Source organism: Pseudomonas sp. SWRI92 (assembly GCF_014268685.1).
Taxonomy (GTDB): domain Bacteria; phylum Pseudomonadota; class Gammaproteobacteria; order Pseudomonadales; family Pseudomonadaceae; genus Aquipseudomonas; species Aquipseudomonas marvdashtae.
The window spans coordinates 30,791-51,275 of the sequence record NZ_JABWQY010000001.1 but is presented as its reverse complement, the minus strand read 5'-3'; the positions used below and the strand labels follow the sequence as shown (position 1 = coordinate 51,275).

Annotated in this window: 13 protein-coding genes; 12 read left to right on the top strand and 1 reads right to left on the bottom strand. The window is 65.4% G+C overall.

What is annotated here, in order from left to right:
* Positions 1–29 precede the first annotated feature (29 nt).
* From HU762_RS00210 to HU762_RS00155, 12 genes are read left to right on the top strand one after another with little or no spacing between them, the layout of a single operon-like run.
* A complete protein-coding gene (locus HU762_RS00210) occupies positions 30–5,513 on the top strand; it encodes a non-ribosomal peptide synthetase (RefSeq protein WP_186631264.1) in 5,484 nt (1,827 codons plus the stop codon).
* Positions 5,510–7,249, top strand: a complete 1,740-nt coding sequence (locus HU762_RS00205) for an ABC transporter ATP-binding protein (RefSeq protein ID WP_186631261.1) — start codon at positions 5,510–5,512, stop codon at positions 7,247–7,249. Before HU762_RS00210 ends, HU762_RS00205 begins: the two co-directional genes overlap by 4 nt.
* Entirely contained in the window at positions 7,246–8,991 is a 1,746-nt protein-coding gene (locus HU762_RS00200) for an ATP-binding cassette domain-containing protein (RefSeq protein ID WP_186631258.1), read from the top strand. Before HU762_RS00205 ends, HU762_RS00200 begins: the two co-directional genes overlap by 4 nt.
* On the top strand, positions 8,985–10,088 hold the full coding sequence (locus HU762_RS00195; RefSeq protein ID WP_186631255.1) for a saccharopine dehydrogenase NADP-binding domain-containing protein: 1,104 nt from the start codon (positions 8,985–8,987) through the stop codon (positions 10,086–10,088). Before HU762_RS00200 ends, HU762_RS00195 begins: the two co-directional genes overlap by 7 nt.
* Positions 10,085–11,116: a class I SAM-dependent methyltransferase gene (locus HU762_RS00190; protein WP_186631251.1), complete on the top strand. Its 1,032-nt coding sequence runs from the start codon at positions 10,085–10,087 to the stop codon at positions 11,114–11,116. The genes HU762_RS00195 and HU762_RS00190 overlap by 4 nt, the downstream gene beginning before the upstream one ends.
* Positions 11,116–12,828, top strand: a complete 1,713-nt coding sequence (locus tag HU762_RS00185) for a methyltransferase (RefSeq protein WP_238340316.1) — start codon at positions 11,116–11,118, stop codon at positions 12,826–12,828. The genes HU762_RS00190 and HU762_RS00185 overlap by 1 nt, the downstream gene beginning before the upstream one ends.
* On the top strand, positions 12,825–13,970 hold the full coding sequence (locus HU762_RS00180; protein ID WP_186631249.1) for a Gfo/Idh/MocA family oxidoreductase: 1,146 nt from the start codon (positions 12,825–12,827) through the stop codon (positions 13,968–13,970). The genes HU762_RS00185 and HU762_RS00180 overlap by 4 nt, the downstream gene beginning before the upstream one ends.
* Positions 13,967–14,686: a VOC family protein gene (locus tag HU762_RS00175; RefSeq protein ID WP_186631246.1), complete on the top strand. Its 720-nt coding sequence runs from the start codon at positions 13,967–13,969 to the stop codon at positions 14,684–14,686. Before HU762_RS00180 ends, HU762_RS00175 begins: the two co-directional genes overlap by 4 nt.
* On the top strand, positions 14,679–16,277 hold the full coding sequence (locus HU762_RS00170; protein WP_186631243.1) for an AMP-binding protein: 1,599 nt from the start codon (positions 14,679–14,681) through the stop codon (positions 16,275–16,277). Before HU762_RS00175 ends, HU762_RS00170 begins: the two co-directional genes overlap by 8 nt.
* Positions 16,274–17,032, top strand: a complete 759-nt coding sequence (locus HU762_RS00165) for an alpha/beta fold hydrolase (protein ID WP_186631240.1) — start codon at positions 16,274–16,276, stop codon at positions 17,030–17,032. Before HU762_RS00170 ends, HU762_RS00165 begins: the two co-directional genes overlap by 4 nt.
* A complete protein-coding gene (locus HU762_RS00160; protein ID WP_186631237.1) occupies positions 17,029–17,337 on the top strand; it encodes an isochorismate lyase in 309 nt (102 codons plus the stop codon). Before HU762_RS00165 ends, HU762_RS00160 begins: the two co-directional genes overlap by 4 nt.
* Entirely contained in the window at positions 17,334–18,695 is a 1,362-nt protein-coding gene (locus HU762_RS00155; protein ID WP_186631234.1) for an isochorismate synthase, read from the top strand. Before HU762_RS00160 ends, HU762_RS00155 begins: the two co-directional genes overlap by 4 nt.
* A gap of 52 nt (positions 18,696–18,747) precedes the next feature.
* Here the strand turns inward: HU762_RS00155 and HU762_RS00150 are convergent, their stop codons facing one another.
* Positions 18,748–20,436 (bottom strand): AMP-binding protein, encoded by a 1,689-nt coding sequence (locus tag HU762_RS00150; protein ID WP_186631231.1) that lies wholly within the window; start codon positions 20,434–20,436, stop codon positions 18,748–18,750.
* Positions 20,437–20,485: the final 49 nt, after the last annotated feature.

The following is a 20,485-nucleotide window of genomic DNA, read 5'->3' as shown; positions in this document are numbered from 1 at the left end:
AACCCCTCTTTTCTCCAGGAGCTGTACCCATGCCCGCCGCCAAACTGCTAAGTGAACTCAAGTCCCTGGGCGTCGAACTCTGGCCCCAGGACGGACAATTGAAATTCCGCGCGCCCCAAGGCCTGCTCAATGCCGAGCGCCTGGCACAACTGCGCGAGCACAAAGAACAGATCCTGCACCTGCTCGAAGTACAGGAACGGCCATTGGTCCAGGCTGACCCGGTGAACCACCACGCACCCTTCCCGCTCACCGATGTGCAGAACGCCTACCTCTTGGGCCGCCAATCTTCGTTTGGCTACGGCAACGTGGCCTGCCACGGTTACCTGGAACTGAGCTGGCCGGCGCTCGATCCGCAGCAGGTAGAACACGCCTGGAACCGTCTGATCGAGCGCCACGACATGTTGCGCGCGGTGATTGCCAGCGAGGGCTCGCAACGTGTCCTCGGCGAAGTAAGCCCTTATTCCGTGGCCGTCACAGACCTGCGCGACGCCACGGTCGAACAGCGTCAGCACAGCGTGCAGCAGATCCGCCAAGCCATGGAGCAGAAGCTCTACCCCACTGATCAATGGCCGCTGTTCGAACTGCGCATGAGCCGCAGCGACAATGGCGATACCCTGCATTTTTCCATGGACTCGCTGATTGCCGACTGGGCCAGCGCACAGTTGCTGTTCAACGAGTTGGAACAGCTGCTGGACGATCCCCAAGCCGCCCTGCCGCCCCTGGAGATCACCTTCCGCGACTACCTGCTGGCCGAGCGTGGCCTGCTCGAAGGCAGCCGCCATCAACGCGACCGCGAATATTGGCTGGCGCGCGTCGACGACTTGCCCGCCGCACCGCAACTGCCCGCTCCCCTGAGTGGTGAAGACACGGCCGTTGCGCGCTTCCAGCGACATTCCGCGCAGCTCGACCAGCCACACTGGAACGCCTTGAAAAAAGCCGCCAGCGAACGCGGCCTGACCCCGTCCATTGCGGTGCTCGCCAGCTATGTCGGCACCCTGCAACGCTGGAGCCAGCAACCCGTTTTCAGCCTCAATCTGACGCTGCTCAACCGCTTGCCGCTGCACCCGCAGGTGGATCGATTGGTGGGGGACTTCACCTCCGTCAGCCTGCTCCAGGTCAACGATCCTCAAGACCAAGACTTCACCCAGCAGGCCCGGCAATTGGGCAGCCAGCTGTTTGCCGACCTGGAGCACCGGCTGTTTTCCGGCATCGAAGTGATGCGTGAAATCGGCCGCCGTCGTGGCCGTGAAGCCGCGGCCATGCCGGTGGTGTTCACCAGCGCCATCGGCTTGGCAATCGAACCACCGGCGGCGAGTCAGCGTCGGGTAGGCCACGGCATTACCCAGACCCCGCAAGTCACGCTCGATTGCCAGGTAATGGATGACCGCCATGGTTTGCACATCCATTGGGACGTGCGCCAAGGCGTGTTCCCCGATGGCTTGGTCAGCGACATGCAGCAGGCGTTTCTGGCTCAGTTGCAGCGCTTGGCCCTGGACCCGGACGCCTGGGAGCAACCCATGCACGTGCCTCTCCCAGCCTGGCAGCAGCGCGAGCGCCTGGCGGCTAATGCCACCACCGCGCCGCTGCCCACCGGTCGCTTGCACGACGGCCTGCTGGCCATGGCCGATGAACATCCGCAAGCGCTGGCGGTGATCGACGCCAACGGCAGCCTGACCTACGCCGCACTCGTCGAACGCGCCCTGGCCGTCGCCGCCACCCTGCGCCAGGCCGGTTGCACCGCCGAGGAACCGGTGGCGATCCTCATGCCCAAAGGCCTCGATCAGGTCGTGGCGGCCTACGGTGTATTGCTTGCCGGAGCCGCCTACCTGCCACTCGACAGCAATGCCCCGGCCGCCCGCCGCGACCGCGTGCTGCGCAGCGCCCAGGTGCGTCATGTGCTCGGCCAGTCACACGCCTTGCCCAACGCGCCGCTGGCCGATGGTCTGCACTGGCATGCGGTGGATCAACTGGCGCCGGCTCCAGCCGACTTCACAGCGGTCGACGGCAGCGCCGATGACCTCGCCTACGTGATCTTCACCTCCGGCTCCACGGGCGATCCCAAAGGCGTAATGATCAGCCATCGCGCCGCCCTCAATACCGTGCAAGACATCAACCGGCGCTTGCAGGTCAATGCAAAGGACCGCGTGCTCGGCTTGGCACAACTGAGTTTCGACCTATCGGTATACGACCTCTTCGGTCCCCTCGCCGTGGGTGGCGCACTGGTGCTGCCCGACCCGGCCCGTGGCGCCGACCCGTCGCACTGGGCGGAACTGATACAGCGTCACCAAGTGACGCTGTGGAACTCGGTGCCTGCGCAACTGCACATGCTCGCTCATTACTTGCATGCCGAACCGCGGCCGCTGGACAGCCTGCGCCTGGCGTTGTTGTCCGGTGACTGGATCCCGCTGAACCTGCCGCCGCAGCTCAAGCAGCTCCTGCCCGAACTGGCCCTGGTGGGCCTCGGTGGCGCGACCGAAGCCTCGATCTGGTCCAACCTGCACCCGATCGGCGCGATTGACCCGACATGGCGAAGCATTCCCTATGGCCTGCCCTTGGCCAACCAGGGCTTTCGCGTGCTCGACAGGCAATGGCGCGACGCGCCGACCTGGGTGCCTGGCGACCTGTACATCACCGGTGTCGGCCTGGCCCAGGGTTACCTCGGCGACCGGGCGCTGAGCGAGGCGCGGTTCTTCGCCCATCCCGTTGACGGCCAGCGCCTGTATCGCACCGGCGACCGTGGACGCTACCTGCCGGGCGGCGAGCTGGAGTTCCTCGGTCGTGAAGACGGTCAAGTGAAAATCCGTGGGCATCGCGTTGAACTGGGCGAGATCGACGCGGCATTACTCGCCACCCCTGGCGTGGACAGCGCCATCAGTCTGGTCACCGGTGACGCATCCGGCGAGCGCAGCGAGCGGAGCCTGATGGCTTTCGTCACCGCTGCGCAGACTGCACCGGAACCGCTGCCAGACGCGTCGTTGCTGACGACGATCAATCGTTATGCCGACAACCAGGTCGGCACCTTCGACGCACAATACGTTCGCGATTATCAGACAGACCTCAAGGTTGCGGCGCTGAGCTCGATGCTGGAAGTCATGCTCAAGGCCGGATTGTTCAGCGGCGAGCTGGCCGAACCCGATGCCCCGGCGATTCTCAACGCCTTGCAGGCACAGCCACGCCATCACTGGCTGGTGCGGCGCTGGCTGGGCTCGCTGTGCGAGGCGGGCCTGCTACAACTGGAACAATCGCGCTATCGACTGGCGCAACCGGCACCCGAGCCGGCGCTGGCCTGGGGCCGGGTAGAACAGGCGGTCGCCTCGGGGCTGTGCAGCCAGGCGCTGTTCGACTACCAGCTCAACCATGTCTGGCAATTGCCGCAACTGCTCAAGGGTGAGGTCAACCCCTTCGACCTGCTGTTTCCCCAAGGCCAACAGGACCTGGCGTTGCAGCTGTACGGCGGGGACGCCGTCTCGCGCTACAACAATCACAGCATCGCGGCCCTGATCAATCGCCTCGCCACGCACCATGACGGCGACGGGCCGCTGCGCATCCTCGAAATCGGCGCCGGCACCGGGGCCACCAGCGCGCCGGTGATCGGGCTGCTCGATGGCCTGGACGTCGATTACCTGTTCACCGACATGACTGCTTTTTTCCTGCCGGCGGCCAAGCAACGTTTTGCCGAGCACGCCTGGGTGCGTTACGGCGTGCTCGACATCGACCAGGATATCCGACCCCAAGGGCTCGCCAGCAACAGCGCCGATGTCGTGCTCTGCGCGGGCATGCTCAACAGCGTCAAGGACGTCGACCAAGCGCTCGCCCGGATCACTGAATTGCTCAGCCCCGGTGGCTGGTTGGTGTTCAGCGAACCCACCGGCGAATGGCCGCCGATCCTGCTGACCCAGGGCTTCATGATGACCCCGGTCAACGGCGACCACGACCTGGGCCGTAGCGGTTTGCACGACGCGCAGACCTGGCAGGCGCGGATCCAGGCGTTCGGTGGAGAATGCCTGCCCACCCTGCCCCAGGCCGGACACCCGCTGGCCGCCCTCGGCATGCAGGTGTTCGCCGCCCGTTTCAAGGCCGGCTACCGGCGCCTGGATGTCGACAGCCTGCGCCGCGCCCTGGCCCAGCGCTTGCCCGATTACATGCTGCCGGCGCACCTGCAAGTGCTTGATCACATGCCATTGACCGCCAACGGCAAGATCGACCGCAAGACCCTGGCCGGCCTGCGTCCCGCCGTTGATGCCCAGGTGTCCAATGACCAGGCGACACCGAGCGATCCTCTTACCGCCGAGCTTTGCCGGCTGTGGGCCGAGGCCTTGGGCTTGACGCAGATTGGCGTCAACGACAGTTTCTATGAAAAAGGCGCGGACTCACTGATCCTCGCCCGGGTCGCCGGTCAACTGCGTGAACAGCTGCCCCAGGCCCAAGGCTTGAGTTACGACACACTGCTGCGGCAGATGCTCAACGAGCCGAATGTCGCCGCCCTGGCGCGCCTGCTCAACCACGGCGAAAGCGCGCCAGCCGCCACTGCTGCTGGCGGCGAAGCCCAGCGTTCATCCAGCAGCAATGCGTTGGTGGTGCCGTTTGGCGGTGGCGAAGCCGGACCGGTACGGGTGATGTTCCATGCCGCCCTTGGCACGCTGGATTACTTCCAACACCTGGGTCGCGCCCTGGCCGAACAACAAGCCGGGCCGGTGATCGGCTTTGCCGTGGCCGACACTGAGCGCTACCTGGCGCTGGAACCCAAGCGCCTGATCGAAAGCGTGGCCCAGGACTACGCCGAACGCTTGATTGCCGACGGTCACCAGCGCTTCCAGTTGATCGGTTACTGCCTCGGCGGGCTGCTCGCCACCGAGGTCGCCCGGCGCCTGCTCGAACGCGGCATGGATGTGGTGGACTTGAGTCTGATCGACAGCATTCCGATGTTCATCGACACCGACGAGGAGCTGGCCTACGAGGCGATCTTCGTGCCCAACCTGAACCTGGATCCGGTGAAGACCGTGTTCGGCGCGCACATCGAAGACTATGACGTGTACCGCGCCATCGATCTGCTGATGGCCCGCGACAATCGCCGCGTGCCGGCCGGGGCCATGGCTGCGTTGAGCGGCGACCCGGGCCTGGAAGCCCTGGCGCTGGCGGTACAGCAACAATCGGCGCGCAGCCAGGAAGAACGCCTGGCCGAGTACGCGCGCCTGGCATCGGGCCAGGCCGGGGTGCCCATCGGCCCGGAACTGGTGCCGACGCTGTTTCGCGTGTGCCGCCACAGCATGCGCGCGGCACGGTTCGACCCGCCGCCGTTCCTCGGCAACATGACCTATCTGCGCTGCCTGGAGCAGCAGTCGTTCGGCATCACCGGCGGCGTTGGCCACCTGGCGGCACCGTTCTGGGAGGACGCGTGCCTGGGGCGTTTCGAGTTGATCGACGTGCCCGGCAATCACTTCAGCGTGATCGAACCGCCTCATGTCCACACCGTCACGGCGCATCTGCTGGACGCGCTACGGAAAAACTCATGACGAGCGCTTTGGATACCCTGAAACGTCCGGTCAACCGGCTGATTCGCATCGGCGTGGCGTTTGCCGCGGTCGGCGCACTGGTCAATCTGGTGCCCTTCATCGGCCTGACCGAGCTGGGCCGGTTGCTGCTGGCTGGCAGCGTCGACCCTCAAACCTTGTGGCGCTGGGCGGCGCTGGTGGTGATCGCCTTGAGCCTGGGTTGGATGGCTAACGGCGTGGCCCTGTGGTTGACCCACCTGGCGGACCACCGCCTGCAAGCCAGCCTGCGTGAAGCCATGGTGCGCAAGCTCGGGCGCGTGCCCTTGGGCTGGTACACCGACACCACCTCGGGCGCGGTGCGCAAAGTGGTGCAGGACGATCTGGAAGACCTGCATCACCTGGTCGCCCACCATGCGGTGGAACTCACCGCGGCCATCGTCACGCCCCTGGCGGGGCTAGTGTGGCTGGCCACGCTGAACTGGCGCCTGGCGCTGCTGGCGGTGCTGACCTTGCCGGTGTATGCGCTGGCCTATGCCCTGATGATGCGCGGCTTCGGCGCCAAGATGCAGTTGCTGGACAGGAGCATGAGCCGGGTCAGCGCCGCCATCGTCGAGTTTGTCCACGGCATTGCCGTGGTCAAGGCGTTCGGCCAGGTGGGCCAGGCCCATCGCAGCTATCAACAGGCGGTCAATCAGTTCAGCGAGCAATACGCCGGTTGGGTCAAACCGCTGCTGCGCCTGGAGGCGTTTTCCTCGATGGCCTTGAGTGTCCCGGTGATTCTGCTGGTGAGCCTGGGAGTGGGCAGCCTGCTGCTGGCCGAGGGCTGGATCACGCCGCTGCAATTGTTCGCCGAGACCTTGGTGGCAGTGGTGATTCCCCAGTCGCTGTTGGTGATCAATCAGAGCCTGACCGCCCAACGCACCGCCCTGGCGGCGGCCGACCGCATCGAAGCGCTGCTCAAGGTCGAAGAGCTGCCCGCGCCGAAAGTCGCCAAGCAGCCCCAGGGCAGCGACATCACCTTTGAACAGGTGCAGTTCGGCTACGACCCCGAGCACCCGATCCTCAATGGCGTCGATCTGCACTGCCCGGCCGGCAGCGTGACCGCCCTGGTCGGAGCCTCCGGCGCGGGCAAATCGACCCTGGCCAAACTGGTGCCACGCTTTCACGACGTCAACGCAGGATGCGTGCGGGTCGGTGGCGTCGATGTGCGGGAGATCGATCCACGCGAGCTGTACCGGCAGGTCGGTTTCGTCTTGCAGGACGCGCAACTGGTGCATGGGACCGTGGCCGATAACCTGCGCCTGGGCCGCCCCGAGGCCAGCGACGCAGAGATGGAAATGGCAGCCCGCTCGGCGCAGATTCACCCGCGCATCCAAGCCCTGCCCCGGGGTTATCAGTCGGTGATCGGCGAGGATGCGATGTTCTCCGGCGGTGAAGCGCAACGCCTGTCCATCGCCCGCACGCTGTTGGCCGACACGCCGGTGCTGATCCTCGACGAGGCCACCTCCCACGCCGACCCCGAATCCGAAGCGCTGATCCAGGACGCCCTGTCGGCCCTGGCCCGGGGTCGCACAGTGCTGGTGATCGCGCACCGCCTGGCGAGTATCAGCGGCGTGGACCAGATCGTCGTCCTCGATCAAGGCCGAGTGCTTGAAAGCGGTCGTCACCAATCCCTGCTGCAGGCCAACGGCGCCTATGCCCGCCTGTGGCGCGCCGGCGCCAAGCGTTCAGTCCCCGAGCTGGAGATGTTTCTGTGATCCGCAGTCTTGTCACTTTATTGGGGCCGGCGCATGCCGCACGCCTCTACCGATACCTCGCGTGGCTGGTGACCAGCGCCGTGCTGCAAGGTTTGGCCGTGGCGTTGCTAGTGCCGATCCTGCACGCGTTGTTTGCCGGTGATCTACCCACGGCGGCGGCTTGGCTGGCCGGCCTGGCGGCGATGGCCGTGCTGACCTGCATCGCCCATTACCAGCAGGCGATGAAGGGCTTTGCCCTGGCGCTGGTGGTGCTGACCACCTTGCATGATCGCCTCGGCCAACATCTGGCCAGCCTGCCCCTGGGCTGGTTCAACTCGGAGAAAGTCGGGCGCCTGTCGCGCAGCGCCACCAGCGGCACGCTGATGGTTACCGGCTTGTTTGCGCATTACCTGGGACCGGTGGTGTCCGGGGTGGTGGTGCCGGCCACGGTCGCGCTGACCTTGTTCATCTTCGACTGGCGCCTGGGCCTGACCGCCGTGCTGTGCGCACCGCTGATCTATTTCAGCCATCGATGGTCAGCCGATGCCATCGGCCACAACGATGCCCGGGTCGAAGCCGCCGCAACCCTCGCCGGAAATCGCGTGGTGGAGTTCGCCCGCTACCAGCAAGTGCTGCGGGCCTTTGGCCGCACCCAAGAGGGATACGCGCCGTTGCAGGCGGCCAATCTGGCGCAGAAACAGGCCGGCGGCTCGATGGTGTCCCAGACTTTTCCGAAATTGCTGGCCGGCGGCCTGACCGTGCAATTGGCCTTCGCCCTGCTGGTGGGCGTGGGCATCGCCCTGGCGACCCGAGGCGACATCGACGCGATTCAACTGGGCGCCCTGCTCGCCTTGGCGGCACGGTTTGTCGGGCCATTGGCCGAGGCGGCGGCACGCAGCGGGCTGTTGCGCATGGCCGGCAACGACCTGGACCAACTGGTCGGCATCCTGCGCGAGCCGCCATTGCCGCAGCCCCAAGCCAGTCAGCCGTTGAGCGACCCCGGCAGCTTTGCCTTCGAACACGTCAACTTCGCCTACGCCAGTGGCCCGACGGTGCTGCGCGACCTGACATTCCACGCACCGGCTCATTCGATGACGGCAATTGTCGGCGCCTCGGGCTCGGGCAAGACCACCGTCACGCGCCTGCTCATGCGGTTTTTCGATGTGACCGAAGGCAGCGTCAAGGTCGGCGGCGTCGATGTGCGCGAACTGTCCAACGAGGCCTTGATGGCGCAACTGTCGCTGGTGATGCAGGACGTCTACCTGTTCGACGACAGCCTCGAAGCCAATATCCGCGTCGGCAAGCCGGACGCCAGTGCGCAGCAGGTGGCTGAGGCCGCGAGCCTCGCCGGCGTCGATGAAATTGTCGCGCGCCTGCCCCAGGGCTGGCTCACTCCGGTGGGCGAAGGCGGCGCGGCGCTGTCCGGTGGCGAACGCCAGCGGGTGTCCCTGGCTCGGGCGTTGCTCAAGCGCGCCCCGATCGTGCTGCTGGACGAAGCCACTGCCGCACTGGATCCGCACAACGAAGCCTTTGTACAAGCGGCGATTCGTAGCTTGAAGCAAAGTTCGACGGTGCTGGTCATCGCCCATCGTCTGCCGACCATCATGGCCGCCGAGCAGATTCTGGTGCTGGACCAGGGCCGCCTCGTGGAAGCCGGCACTCACCCGCAACTGCTGGCCCTCGACGGACGTTACGCCGGGTTCTGGCGTGATCGCCAGCGCGCCGGTGGCTGGCGCCTGAATGCGCAGGCCCAGCCATGCTGATCGGGGTGCTGGGTGCCAGTGGCGATGTCGGTCTGGCCAGCGCTCGGGCGCTGTTGAGCCTGGGCGTGAACGCGCTGCGCCTGGGCGGGCGTGACCCACGCAACGGTGCCCGCTGCCTGGCATCGCTCCAGCAGCAATGGCCCGACGCGCGCCTGCAATGGAGCGTAGTGGACTTCAATGATGCCGCTGCCCTGGCCGGGTTCGCCCATGGCTGCGAGGTGCTGCTCAACTGCGCCGGACCCTCCTGGCGATTGGCCGACCGTGCCGCACGGGCGGCGCTGCAAACCGATGCGCACTATGTGGATGCCGCCGGCGAGGTTACGCTTGAGCCGAGTCAGTGGCGCAACCGTTGCGCCGTCCTCGGTGCCGGCCTGCAACCGGGGCTCACCGGCTTGCTGCCGCGCTGGCTGGCCGAACAAGCCTTCACCCAGGTCCTCGGACTGACCAGCTATTTCGGCCTGCGTGACCACTTCACGGCCGTGGCCGCCGATGACTTCCTGCAAGGCGCGGTGGATGGCACCAGCGAACCCTTGGCGGCCTGGCGCAACGGCCGCTGCAGCCGAGCGCTGCGCCGCAGCCGCGACGTGCTGCTGCCGTGTTTCCCCGGCCAGGTTCATGTGTTGCCCTATTTGAACCAGGAAGGCGAACGCCTGGCGATGGACCTGCGCCTGGAGATCGGCCAATGGTTCAACGTGATCACCGACGGCCATGTGCTCAAGGCGCTGGACCTGGCCCACAGCCTGCCGCGCGCCGAAGCGGTGCGGCGGTTGTGCGAGGCCAGCCTGCTGGACCTCAGCGGCCAGGCCCCCTTTGTCACGTTGCTGCTGCAACTCGACGGGCTGTGGGAGGGCCAGGCGCGCACCCGCAGCCTGGTGCTCAGCGGTGCCGGCAATGCAGCGCTGACCGGGGCAATGGCCGCCGCCACGGTGGTCAGCGTGGCAAACGGTGAAATCACTGCCGGCTGCCACTACGCCGCCCAGGCGTTGCCACCCGCCGCCAGCCTTGAACGCCTGCAACGCACCTCGGCGATCCGGGCGCTGAACCTGCTGCATGGCCCGCTCGATCACCTGCACAGCGTCGAAGAAGGTTGCCTATGAACAATGCCCTGAATGAACTTGAACACGTGAGCCAGGGCGTGATGGCCCAGGTGTTGCTGCACACCCAGGCCTTGCCATTGCAGGCCTGGCGCAGCGCCGGGCAAATCAGCCAGGCCTTGGGCACGGCCCCCCGCCATGCCTGGATCGTGCGGCGCTGGCTGGCGGCGCTGACCCGCGCCGGTGCGCTGCGCGAAGACGCCGGACGCCTCGCCTGGCAGGGCACGCCACCCAAGGCCGCCGTGGAAAACCTGCCCGGGCTCTACGCCGAACTGGGCTTCCCGGGCAGCATGGCCAACCTGCACCGCCAGGTCATCGATTGCTTGCCCGACCTGTTGCGCGACCAACTCGCCCTGGCACCGATGCTGGTGCAATCAGGTGACCCCGTCACGGTGCTCGGGGCCTACCAGCGCAACCACTTCACCGCAGCGATTAATCAAGCCCTCGCCGCACGGGCAAGCGAAGTCCGTGCCCTCGGCGATGTGCTGCGGGTGTTGGAGTTGGGCGGCGGTGCCGCCTGCACCACTCGCGCCGTGCTGGCAGCGTTGCAAGCACGCGAAAAGGACTATCGCTTTACCGACATCAGTTCGCTTATCACCGGGGCGGCCCAGCGTGAGTTTCGCCTGGAACCGGGCATGCACGTCGGTTTGCTCGACCTGGACCGGGACTTCGCCGAGCAAGGCATCGAGGCCCGCAGCCAGGACCTGGTGATCGCCGGCAATGTGCTGCACAACGCCCGCGATCTGTCCCGCAGCCTCGGGCAGATTCGTGCCTGCCTGCGAGACGGCGCAAGCCTTTTGTTCAGCGAATCCATCGCCGACAACCCGGCCATGTTGACCTTCATGCACCTGCTGCTGTCACCGCCCGCCGGTGCGCCGCTGCGTGAGACTGATGAAGTCTTCATCGCGCCCGATGCATGGCGCCAAGCCTTGCAGGCCCAGGGTTTCCAGTTGCTCGAAGTTTGGCCCGCGGCCACCGACCCGCTGGCGGCCGCCGGGCAACGTTTGTTTCACGCCGTAGGAGTTTCTTGATGACGCTGCACGTAGACATCCTGCTGACTGATCTGCCGGTTGGCGCGTTTCCATGGCATTTGCCCGCCCTGACTGACCTGGGCACTCATCAACGCTCCCCGGCACGCCTGTTGGCGGTCATCGAACGCCAGCGCCCCGCCGTGGCGATAATGAATGCCGAACAGCTGGAACGGCTGCTGGACTTCCCCGCCCTGCCGTTGACCGACCTTAGCTATCTGGAACAGGTGCTATTCGTCACGGCGCAACCGGGCGACTGGCAGCTCGCCGAGCGGGCGGCGGCGCAGCTCGATTGCAGGGTCCTGGGGTTTACGGATGCCCTCGGTGAATGGCGTGACCTGGCCAGCGTCAAGCTCGAACATCAACGCTGGCGCGAACGTGCCCTTGGGCATCCCGACGTGAGCAGCGTCGCGCTGCACGGCCAGACCTTGTTCGCCGTGCCTCACCCCTGCGAAACGGCATCGGTAGAGGATCACCTCGATGCCACGGAGGCCGCCCTCGATCAGCAGTTTGCCAGCGAGCGACTCGTCGAAGCGGTACGGCTCAATGATCGACTGAGCCACGCCGCGTTGCTGTCCATGCTCAACGGCCTGGACCATTGCGGCCTGCTGCCCGCACCGCTGAACGATGTCGCCCAGGGGCTGACGCTTGCAGGCATCGCGCCGGGTCATCGGCCATTGATCGCGCGTTGGCTGGACGTGTTGCAGGGACAAGGCCTGTTGCGCCGCGCAGGCACCCAACTGCATCCCACCCTTGCCGCCCGTGACTGGAGTGACGCCGCTCTGGAGGACATCTGGACGCAACTGACCCTGGACTGGGCGCGCAACACCGGTGGCAGCGGCACCCTCGAATATGCTCGGGAGAATGCACGTCAATTGCCGGCGCTGATGCGCGGCGACTGTGCGGCCGTGCACCTGTTGTTTCCCGAAGGACGCACCGAACGCGCGGCGGCGTTGTACCGCGAAAGCCTGGCGGCGCAGTACCAGCATCGCGCCGTCGCCCACTGGGTCGGCGCCTGGGCTGCGCGCCAGCCAGCTGATGCAACGTTGCGCGTGCTCGAAGTCGGGTCCGGCACTGGGTCGACCACCCAAGCGGTGTTGCCGGCCTTGGCCGACGCTTCGGTGGATTACTTGTGCACCGACTTGTCGCGCTATTTCAGCGACCAGGCTGCCGAGCGCCTGCAAGACTGGCAGCGGGTTCGCCACGGCGTGTTCGATATCGACCGCCCCGCCCTGGCCCAGGGTTATCGCAGCCAGGACTGGGACCTGATCATCGCCGGTGGCGTGCTCAATGCCGCGCGCGACACCGAGCGCTCCCTGGCGACCCTGCTCGCCTTGCTCAAGCCGGGCGGCTGGCTGGTGTTCAGCGAACCCACGCAGGAGGAGTTCTGGGTGATGGCCTCCCAGGCCTTCATGCTCAACCAGGCCGATGATGAACGTCAGCTCAGCAGCGCCACCTTCCTCAACCTCGCGCAGTGGCAAACCGCGCTGTCCAGGACCGGGTTCCAGGGCAACCGCAGCCTGCCCGCCGCCGGGCACCCACTGGCGCGCCTGGGCCATCGCGTCTTCGTCGCCCAGGTACCCGCCCAGCGCCTGAGCCGCGCGGCACTGGCCGCGCACCTCGAAGAGGCCGCCTTGGATCTTGAGCTACTCGACCAATTGCCCGATGACCACACGCTGGCCCAGTGGGCTCGCCTCCCGGAGACTTGTCCATGAACAGCGCCCCTGCGCGTAAACGCGTGATCGTGGCCGGCACCGCATTCGGTCGCATCTACCTGCAAGCCCTGGCCCGCGCCCATGATCGCTACCAACTGGTGGGCATCCTGTCTCGCGGCAACGCCTACTCAAAAGCCTGCGCCGACCACTATGGTGTGCCGCTGTACGAGACCGTCGAACAGGTGCCGGATGATGTCGATATTGCCTGCGTGGTGGTGCGCTCCGGCGCAACCGGGGGCGTCGGCGGTGACCTGGCCCAACAGTTTCTGCGCCGTGGCATCCATGTCTTGCAGGAGCACCCGGTGCATCACCGCGAAATCGCCGCGTGCATGCAGGCCGCACGCCAGGGCCAGGCCGCCTATGCGGTGAATACGCTGTACCCGAATATCCTGGCGATCCGGCGTTTTCTCGCCGTCGCCGCTTACCTGCGCGAGCACCAAGGGTTGGCGTACATCGAGGCCGCCTGCAACAGTCAAGTGGCCTACCCCCTGCTGGATATTCTCGGACGCCTGGCCGGTGGTCTGCGGCCCTGGACGTTCGCGACACCCGCTCCTGCGTTCGAGGGGCAACCCTTCACGCGGCTTGATGCCCGTTTCAATGGCGTACCCATCGGCTTGCGAGTGCAGAACCAGGTGCACCCCAAGGACCCGGACAACCACTCATTCTTGCTGCATCGCCTCGAAGTCGGCTGTGAAGCCGGGGTGCTGAACCTGGCCGACACCCACGGCCCGGTGCTGTGGAACCCGCGCCTGCACGCCTCAAGGGACAGCACCGACCGCCTGATCATGGCCGGCCCCGGCAGCGAACGGCTGGCCGGGCCGACGATGGTGCTGCTCGATCCGCAGGTGCCCAAGAACTACCGGCAGGTGTTCAACCAGGTCTGGCCCGACGCGGTCAGCATCGCCCTGGACGCGTTATGCCGCGACATCGATGAACCGTCGCGACGCCTGCGCAGTGGCGTCTGGGCCACCGAAGTGGCCATGGCCTGGCGCGAAATGAACAACCTGATCGGCATGCCCGCCTTGATTGAGCCGCCCGTGCCCCGCGCGCTACCGCTGGCCGATCTCCAGGCCCTTGCCGACGCCGTGCAACCCCCTCGCGGTGACGACACCGCCCAACTGCTCGGAGCGCTGCCGTTTTGAACACTGCCCGATCCTCCTCCACCTGCAGCCATGTGTTGCTGTGGGTGCGCGACTTGCGCCAGGCCGTGGCGAATTTCCGCGCCGCCGGTTTCGAAGTGACCTACGCCACCGCCGAGGCCCGCGCGCAACACGCGCACATCTGGTTCAGCCAGGGGCCGATCATCGAGTTGCTCACCACACCGCGTCACGCCTGGCTCTTCAAGTGGCCCATCGACTGCCTGGCCGGCCGTGGCGCTGGGCGCCGGATGTTGCGCTGGGCCGCCCAGGGTGAAGGGTTCTGCGACCTGGCGCTGTTGTGCGAGACCCCGGCCCTGGCGCCGCGCCTCAAGGGCTTGGCCGGATGCGGCGTGGCCATGGGCCGCACAGTGAAATGGCGGCGCACCTGTGTGGATGGTCGCCAGACGCGCTTTCGTTTCGTCTACCCGCGCCACGACCGCCTGCCCTTCCTCGTCACGCCCTATGAGCCGGCCCAGCATCCGCTCCGAATGATTCACCCCAACGGCGCAACGGGCCTGGCGGCGATCCACCTGGGCGTGCACCCCGCCGATCACACCGCCCTCAGCCTGCTGACCGGCGACGACCCATTGCTGCGTATCCAGGCGGCTGATTACACCGGCGTACAGGCGGTGCAGATCGCTGGCCTGGCGCACCCGCTGACTTTGCACGGCGCCCGTTTGCTGGGCTGCCCGACCGCTCAAGGAGATTGCCATGCTTGATGGATGCACCGACTGGCCCGAGGACTTTATCCGCCGTTATCGCGAACACGGCTATTGGCAAGGCGTGCCGTTGGGCCAACTGTTGCGCGAGCAGGCGCGGCGCACGCCGCACAAAGAGGCGCTGGTGGACGGTCAGCGGCGTTGGAGTTACGCCGAACTCGACCTGCAGGCCGACCGCCTGGCCGCCGGCCTTGCCGACCGGGGCCTGCGCGCCGGCCAGCGGGTGCTGGTGCAACTGCCGAACATCGGCGAGTTTTTCAGCCTGACCTTCGCCCTGCTGCGCCTGGGTGTGATTCCGGTGTTCGCCCTGCCGGCCCATCGCGAACATGAACTGCGCCACCTGGCCCAACTGAGCCAGGCCGTGGCCTACGTGATTGTGGATCGACACCTGGGCTTCGATTATCGGCCGCTGGCGCGCGTCCTGCGTGAACAGGCGCCGAGCCTGCAACAGGTCTTTGTGATCGGTGCGGCCGAGGAGTTCGTCGACCTGGGCGACTGCGTTGCTGACCCTCGTCCGCTGCCCGCGCCAGACTCACGGGAAGTCGCCGTGCTGCTGCTGTCCGGCGGCACCACCGGCCTGCCAAAACTCATCCCGCGCACCCATGACGATTACGCCTGCAATGCGCGCCTGGCGGCCCGCGCATGCGGCTTCGAGAGCCACACCCGCTACCTGGCGGCGTTGCCCGTGGCCCATAACTTCCCCTTGGCCTCACCCGGCGCGCTCGGGGTGTTCAGTGTCGGCGCTACCCTCGTGCTGGCACCCGAGCCCAGTCCGGACACCACCTTCGAACTGATCGAGCGCGAACGCATCACCCATACCGCGCTGATCCCGCCGCTGGTGTTGCTGTGGCTGGAAATGGCGCAATGGTCCGACCAAGACCTGAGCAGCCTGCAATGGTTGCAGGTCGGTGGCGCGCGGCTCAAGGCCGAGATCGCCGCGCGTATAGGCCCGGCACTGGGCTGTGGCCTGCAACAGGTCTACGGCATGGCCGAAGGGTTGCTGTGCTTCACCCCGCTGGATGACCCGCAAGCGCGCATCTTCGAAACCCAGGGCCTGCCGCTCACCGTCGATGACGAGATCCGCATCGTCGACGCCGATGACGTGCCGGTCGCCCCAGGCGCCGTGGGCGAACTGCTGGTGCGCGGTCCCTACACCATTCGCGGGTACTACAACGCCGGCGAACAGAATCTGCGCGCCTTCACCGCCGATGGTTTCTACCGCAGCGGCGACCTGGTGCGACGCTTGCCCGAAGGCCATTTGATCGTCGAAGGACGAACCAAGGATGTGATCAACCGCGGCGGCGAGAAAATCCCGGTGGAAGAGATCGAGAACCTGCTGCTGGGCCATCCGTTGATTCGCGATGTGGCGCTGGTGGCTTTGGCCGATGAGCTGCTGGGCGAGCGCAGTTGCGCTTGTGTGCTGGCCCACGCGGAACAGCTCGAACTGGGCACGATCAACGCCTGGCTGCGCGAGCGTGGACTGGCCGCCTACAAGTTGCCGGATCGCTTGCAGGTGCTGCGTGAGTTCCCGCTGACGCGCCTGGGCAAAGTCAACCGCAAGGCCCTGGCGGAACAGGTGCAGGCCTTATGAACAGCGAAATGTCCGCATGGTTGCGCGTGCTGCGTGAGGGCGACCAACCCCGGGCCCGCCTGGTGTGCCTGCCGCACGCCGGAGGCAGCGCGAGTTTCTTTCGTCCGTGGCTGGCGCACCTGCCGGGTGATATCGACTTGCTGGCCGTGCAGTATCCGGGACGTGAAGAACGGTTCAACGAAACGCGTATTGCCTGCCTGGCCAGTCTGGCCGAACACATCAGCCAGGCCCTGTTGAACCTGCCTATCCGCCCGCTGTGGCTGTTTGGCCACAGCATGGGCGCAGCACTGGCCTACGCCGTCGGTGTGCAGCTGGAGGCGACGGGCTTCGGCGCCGAACATGTATTTGTCTCGGCCCACCCGCCCCCGCACCGGCAACCACTCAGTGACCTGCACCGCCAGGACGACGCCGCGCTGATCGCCGACATTCTGCGCCAGGACGCCGAGGCCACAGGCCTGTGGGACAACCCGCAACTGCGCGCACTGTTCCTGCCGACCCTGCGCAGCGACTACCAGGCCATCGAGACCTGGCGACCGGCGCAGCTTGACCGCTTGGCGGCGCCCATCGACGTACTGCTGGCCCGGGCCGACACCGACGTCAGCCTGGACCAGGCCCGAGCGTGGGCGGACCTGAGCGAGCACACCCCGGACATACGCCAGTTCGACGGCGATCATTTTTACCTCAAGCAACAGCCGCGCCCCGTGATCCATCACCTGCTGCAACGCACGGCCTATCTTCAAGGAGACTCGGTATGAAAACCCCGGAACACTGCACCGGCCTGCCGGACATTCGTCACGCCATCGACACCCTCGACCGGCAGATCATCGACGCCCTGGGCCTGCGCATGCAATACGTCAGGGCGGCCTCGGCGTTCAAGCCCGACCAGGCCAGTATCGCCGCACCGGACCGCGTCGCGGCGATGCTGCCGCAGCGCCGACATTGGGCACAGGAGGCCGGTCTGGACGGCGAATTCATCGAGGGCCTGTTCAATCAGATCATCCACTGGTACATCGCGGAACAGACGGCGTTCTGGCTGCAAAAAAAGAGCACGGCCGTATGAACGAAGCCGCCTTGTTGAACGTGTTCGAAGCTGCGCACCAGCGCGCGCTGAAGTACCAGCGTCCCGTTGTCGCCGTGAGTTCGCACCCCGCACCGACGCTAGATCCCTTGGTGCTCTACGAAACGCACCGGCAGGGCTTCTTCTGGTGCGCTCACTCACCGGCCCTGACGCTGTTTGGCCTGGGCTGCGCCTGGCAGATAGAAGCCGCTGGGGCCCAGCGATTGGCCGAGGTGAACCGTCAATGGTTCGCGCTGTGTGCCGACGCAGTGATCGACGGCCCGTGTCCACCGCTGTTGCTGGGTGGCATGCGCTTCGACGCGCACCAACGTCGCGCGCCGCACTGGTCACCGTTTGCCGATGCCAGTTTTCACCTTGCCCATTGGTTGCTCAGCGAGAACGGAGACGGCCGCTGGCTGCGTTGCCAGTGCGTGGTGGAACCCGACAGTGATCCAGCCGTCCTGGTACAAAACAGTCTTGCCGCGTACGAAGAGCTTTTCGCGCCCTCACACTCGCCCGAGTCGATCCCCCAGGTCATCGAACGCAACGCATTGCCAGCGCCACACTGGCAGGCCAAGGTCGCCAACGCCCTTCGTGCCATCGACAGCGGCGAGCTGAGCAAAGTGGTGCTCGCCCGCCACGTCGAATATCAGCTCAATGCCACGCTCGACAGCGGCGCCGTCATGCGCCGGTTGCACGAGCGGCGCAGCCAAGCCCACCTGTTCGCCCTGCACCGGGGAGACAACTGTTTCATGGGCGCGACCCCGGAGCGCCTGCTCAGTTGCCATGAAGGCTACCTGACCACCCACGCCCTCGCGGGTAGCGCTCGTCGCGCCGTGACGCCCGAAGAAGACCTGAAGGTGGGCGCGGATCTGTTGGCGGACCCCAAGGAGCTGCACGAACATCAATTGGTGGTACAGACCATTTTGCAAGGATTGAAAGGCATCGTCAGCGACTTGCAGGCAGCAACCCGACCCGAACTGCTGAAGCTGGCCACGGTGCAGCATCTGAGTACCCCGATCAGCGCCAGGCTTGACGATGGACGCAGCTTGCTGGACGGCATTCAGGCCTTGCACCCCACCCCCGCGGTCGGAGGTTTGCCTGGCCCGACAGCCATGAACTTCATTCGGCATAACGAAGGTTTTGACCGGGGCTGGTACGCAGCGCCCGTGGGCTGGCTGGACTCACGGGGTAATGGCGATTTCCTCGTGGCCCTGCGTTCGGCGCTGATGACACCTGGACATTGCCACTTGTTCGCAGGATGCGGGATCGTTCGTGGTTCCCAGCCGGAGGATGAGTACGAAGAGACGCAAATCAAGCTGGCTAGCATGGAGGATGCATTACGTCTCTCGTCTTCCTAAGCGATACCAGGGCCGTTCAACGGTGCATCAATGCGCCGACTCGGCCCAGTGATTATAAGAGGTCACTTTTCGACGCTCCCAGTTCCTCAACGCTGATTTCACGCATGCGGAATTTCTGCACCTTGCCGCTGACGGTCATCGGAAAATCGTCAACGAACTTGAAATGGCGCGGCGTCTTGAAGTGAGCGATCCGGCCTTTGCAGTATTCGCGCAGCTCGTCGGCATCTGCCTGGTGCCCCTCATGCAACCTGACCCAAGCTACGATCTCTTCCCCGTAGACGTCGTCCGGCACCCCGATGACCTGCACGTCTGCCACCGCAGGATGAGTAAAGAAGAACTCTTCGATTTCGCGCGGATAAACATTCTCGCCGCCCCGAATGATCATGTCCTTATTGCGCCCGATGATCCTCAGGTAACCCTCCTCATCCATGATTGCCAGGTCACCGGTGTGCATCCAGCCTGCGTCGTCGATGGCCTCCGCGGTCGCTTGCGGGTTGTTCCAGTAGCCGAGCATCACGCTGTAGCCTCGGGTACACAGCTCGCCGATCTGACCGCGAGCAACGATCCGGTTTTGCTCATCGACGACCTTGCTTTCCAAATGCGGCTGAGTGCGGCCGACACGGGTGACTCGATGCTCGATATCGTCGTCCGGGCCGGTCTGGGTGGAGACCGGGCTGGTTTCGGTCATGCCGTAGGCGATCTGCATCTCCTTGAGGTGCAGGTCGTCGATCACCCGTTTCATGACTTCGATCGGGCAGGTGGAGCCGGCCATGATGCCCGTTCGCAGATGGCTCAAGTTCAATGATTGGCGCTCTGGATGGTCGAGCATTGCAATGAACATCGTCGGCACGCCATACATGCCGGTCGCTTTCTCCTGTGCGGCGGCCCGCAGGGTCTCCAGCGGATCGAAGGCTGCGCTGGGGTAGATCATTGTCGTTCCGTGAGTGACACAACCCAGATTGCCCATGACCATGCCGAAGCAGTGATACAGCGGCACCGGTATCACTAACCTGTCGTGCTCGCTGAGCTTCAGGCTTTCACCGACCATAAAACCGTTATTCAGGATGTTGTAGTGACTGAGGGTGGCACCTTTGGGAAATCCAGTAGTACCCGAGGTGTACTGGATGTTGACGGGGTCGTCGAATTGCAATTGCTCACCGCATTGCCGTAGTTGTTCCGCAGACACTTGTTCCGCCAGGTCCAACAGGCCCTCCCATGACAACATACCGTCAGCCGGCGTGTCGCCGAGGCTGATCACGCCCTGCAATTCAGGCAACCGGTCGCTTTCCAGTGCGCCGACAGCGCAGCGGTGGAGTTCGGGCAGCAGATCGTGAAGCATCGCGTGGTAATTGGAAGTCTTGAACGAGTCGGCACAAATCAGCCAGCGACACCCCGATTGCTTGAGCGTGTACTCAAGCTCGGTCAGACGGTAGGCCGGGTTGATGTTCACCAACACCGCCCCCACCTTGGCCGATGCGAATTGGGTAATGCACCATTGCGCGCAGTTCGGCGACCAGATGCCTACCCGTTCACCGGCCTTGAGGCCCAGCGCGAGCAACCCTCGTGCGCAACCATCCACCTCCTCGGCCAACTGTGCCCAGGTGTAGCGCAGCCCTTGATGCCGTACGACCAAAGCTTCGCGATCAGTGAACCGTTCCACCGCTCGGTCGAACGCCGCGCCAATGGTCATCGCCAGCAAGGGTGTGGTTTGCGGTCCTCTGGTGTAACTGGGAACACTCATATCGATTCTCTCTGTACGATCCAAATGTGGGCCGGGGGGTTACCCCGCA

Coding starts and splice junctions, on each gene's coding strand:
- HU762_RS00195 (WP_186631255.1), top strand. CDS start 8,985: ATGCTGATCGGGGTGCTGGGTGCCAGTGGCGATGTCGGTCTGGCCAGC.
- HU762_RS00155 (WP_186631234.1), top strand. CDS start 17,334: ATGAACGAAGCCGCCTTGTTGAACGTGTTCGAAGCTGCGCACCAGCGC.
- HU762_RS00210 (WP_186631264.1), top strand. CDS start 30: ATGCCCGCCGCCAAACTGCTAAGTGAACTCAAGTCCCTGGGCGTCGAA.
- HU762_RS00150 (WP_186631231.1), bottom strand. CDS start 20,436: ATGAGTGTTCCCAGTTACACCAGAGGACCGCAAACCACACCCTTGCTG.
- HU762_RS00185 (WP_238340316.1), top strand. CDS start 11,116: ATGACGCTGCACGTAGACATCCTGCTGACTGATCTGCCGGTTGGCGCG.
- HU762_RS00205 (WP_186631261.1), top strand. CDS start 5,510: ATGACGAGCGCTTTGGATACCCTGAAACGTCCGGTCAACCGGCTGATT.
- HU762_RS00190 (WP_186631251.1), top strand. CDS start 10,085: ATGAACAATGCCCTGAATGAACTTGAACACGTGAGCCAGGGCGTGATG.
- HU762_RS00170 (WP_186631243.1), top strand. CDS start 14,679: ATGCTTGATGGATGCACCGACTGGCCCGAGGACTTTATCCGCCGTTAT.
- HU762_RS00160 (WP_186631237.1), top strand. CDS start 17,029: ATGAAAACCCCGGAACACTGCACCGGCCTGCCGGACATTCGTCACGCC.
- HU762_RS00165 (WP_186631240.1), top strand. CDS start 16,274: ATGAACAGCGAAATGTCCGCATGGTTGCGCGTGCTGCGTGAGGGCGAC.
- HU762_RS00180 (WP_186631249.1), top strand. CDS start 12,825: ATGAACAGCGCCCCTGCGCGTAAACGCGTGATCGTGGCCGGCACCGCA.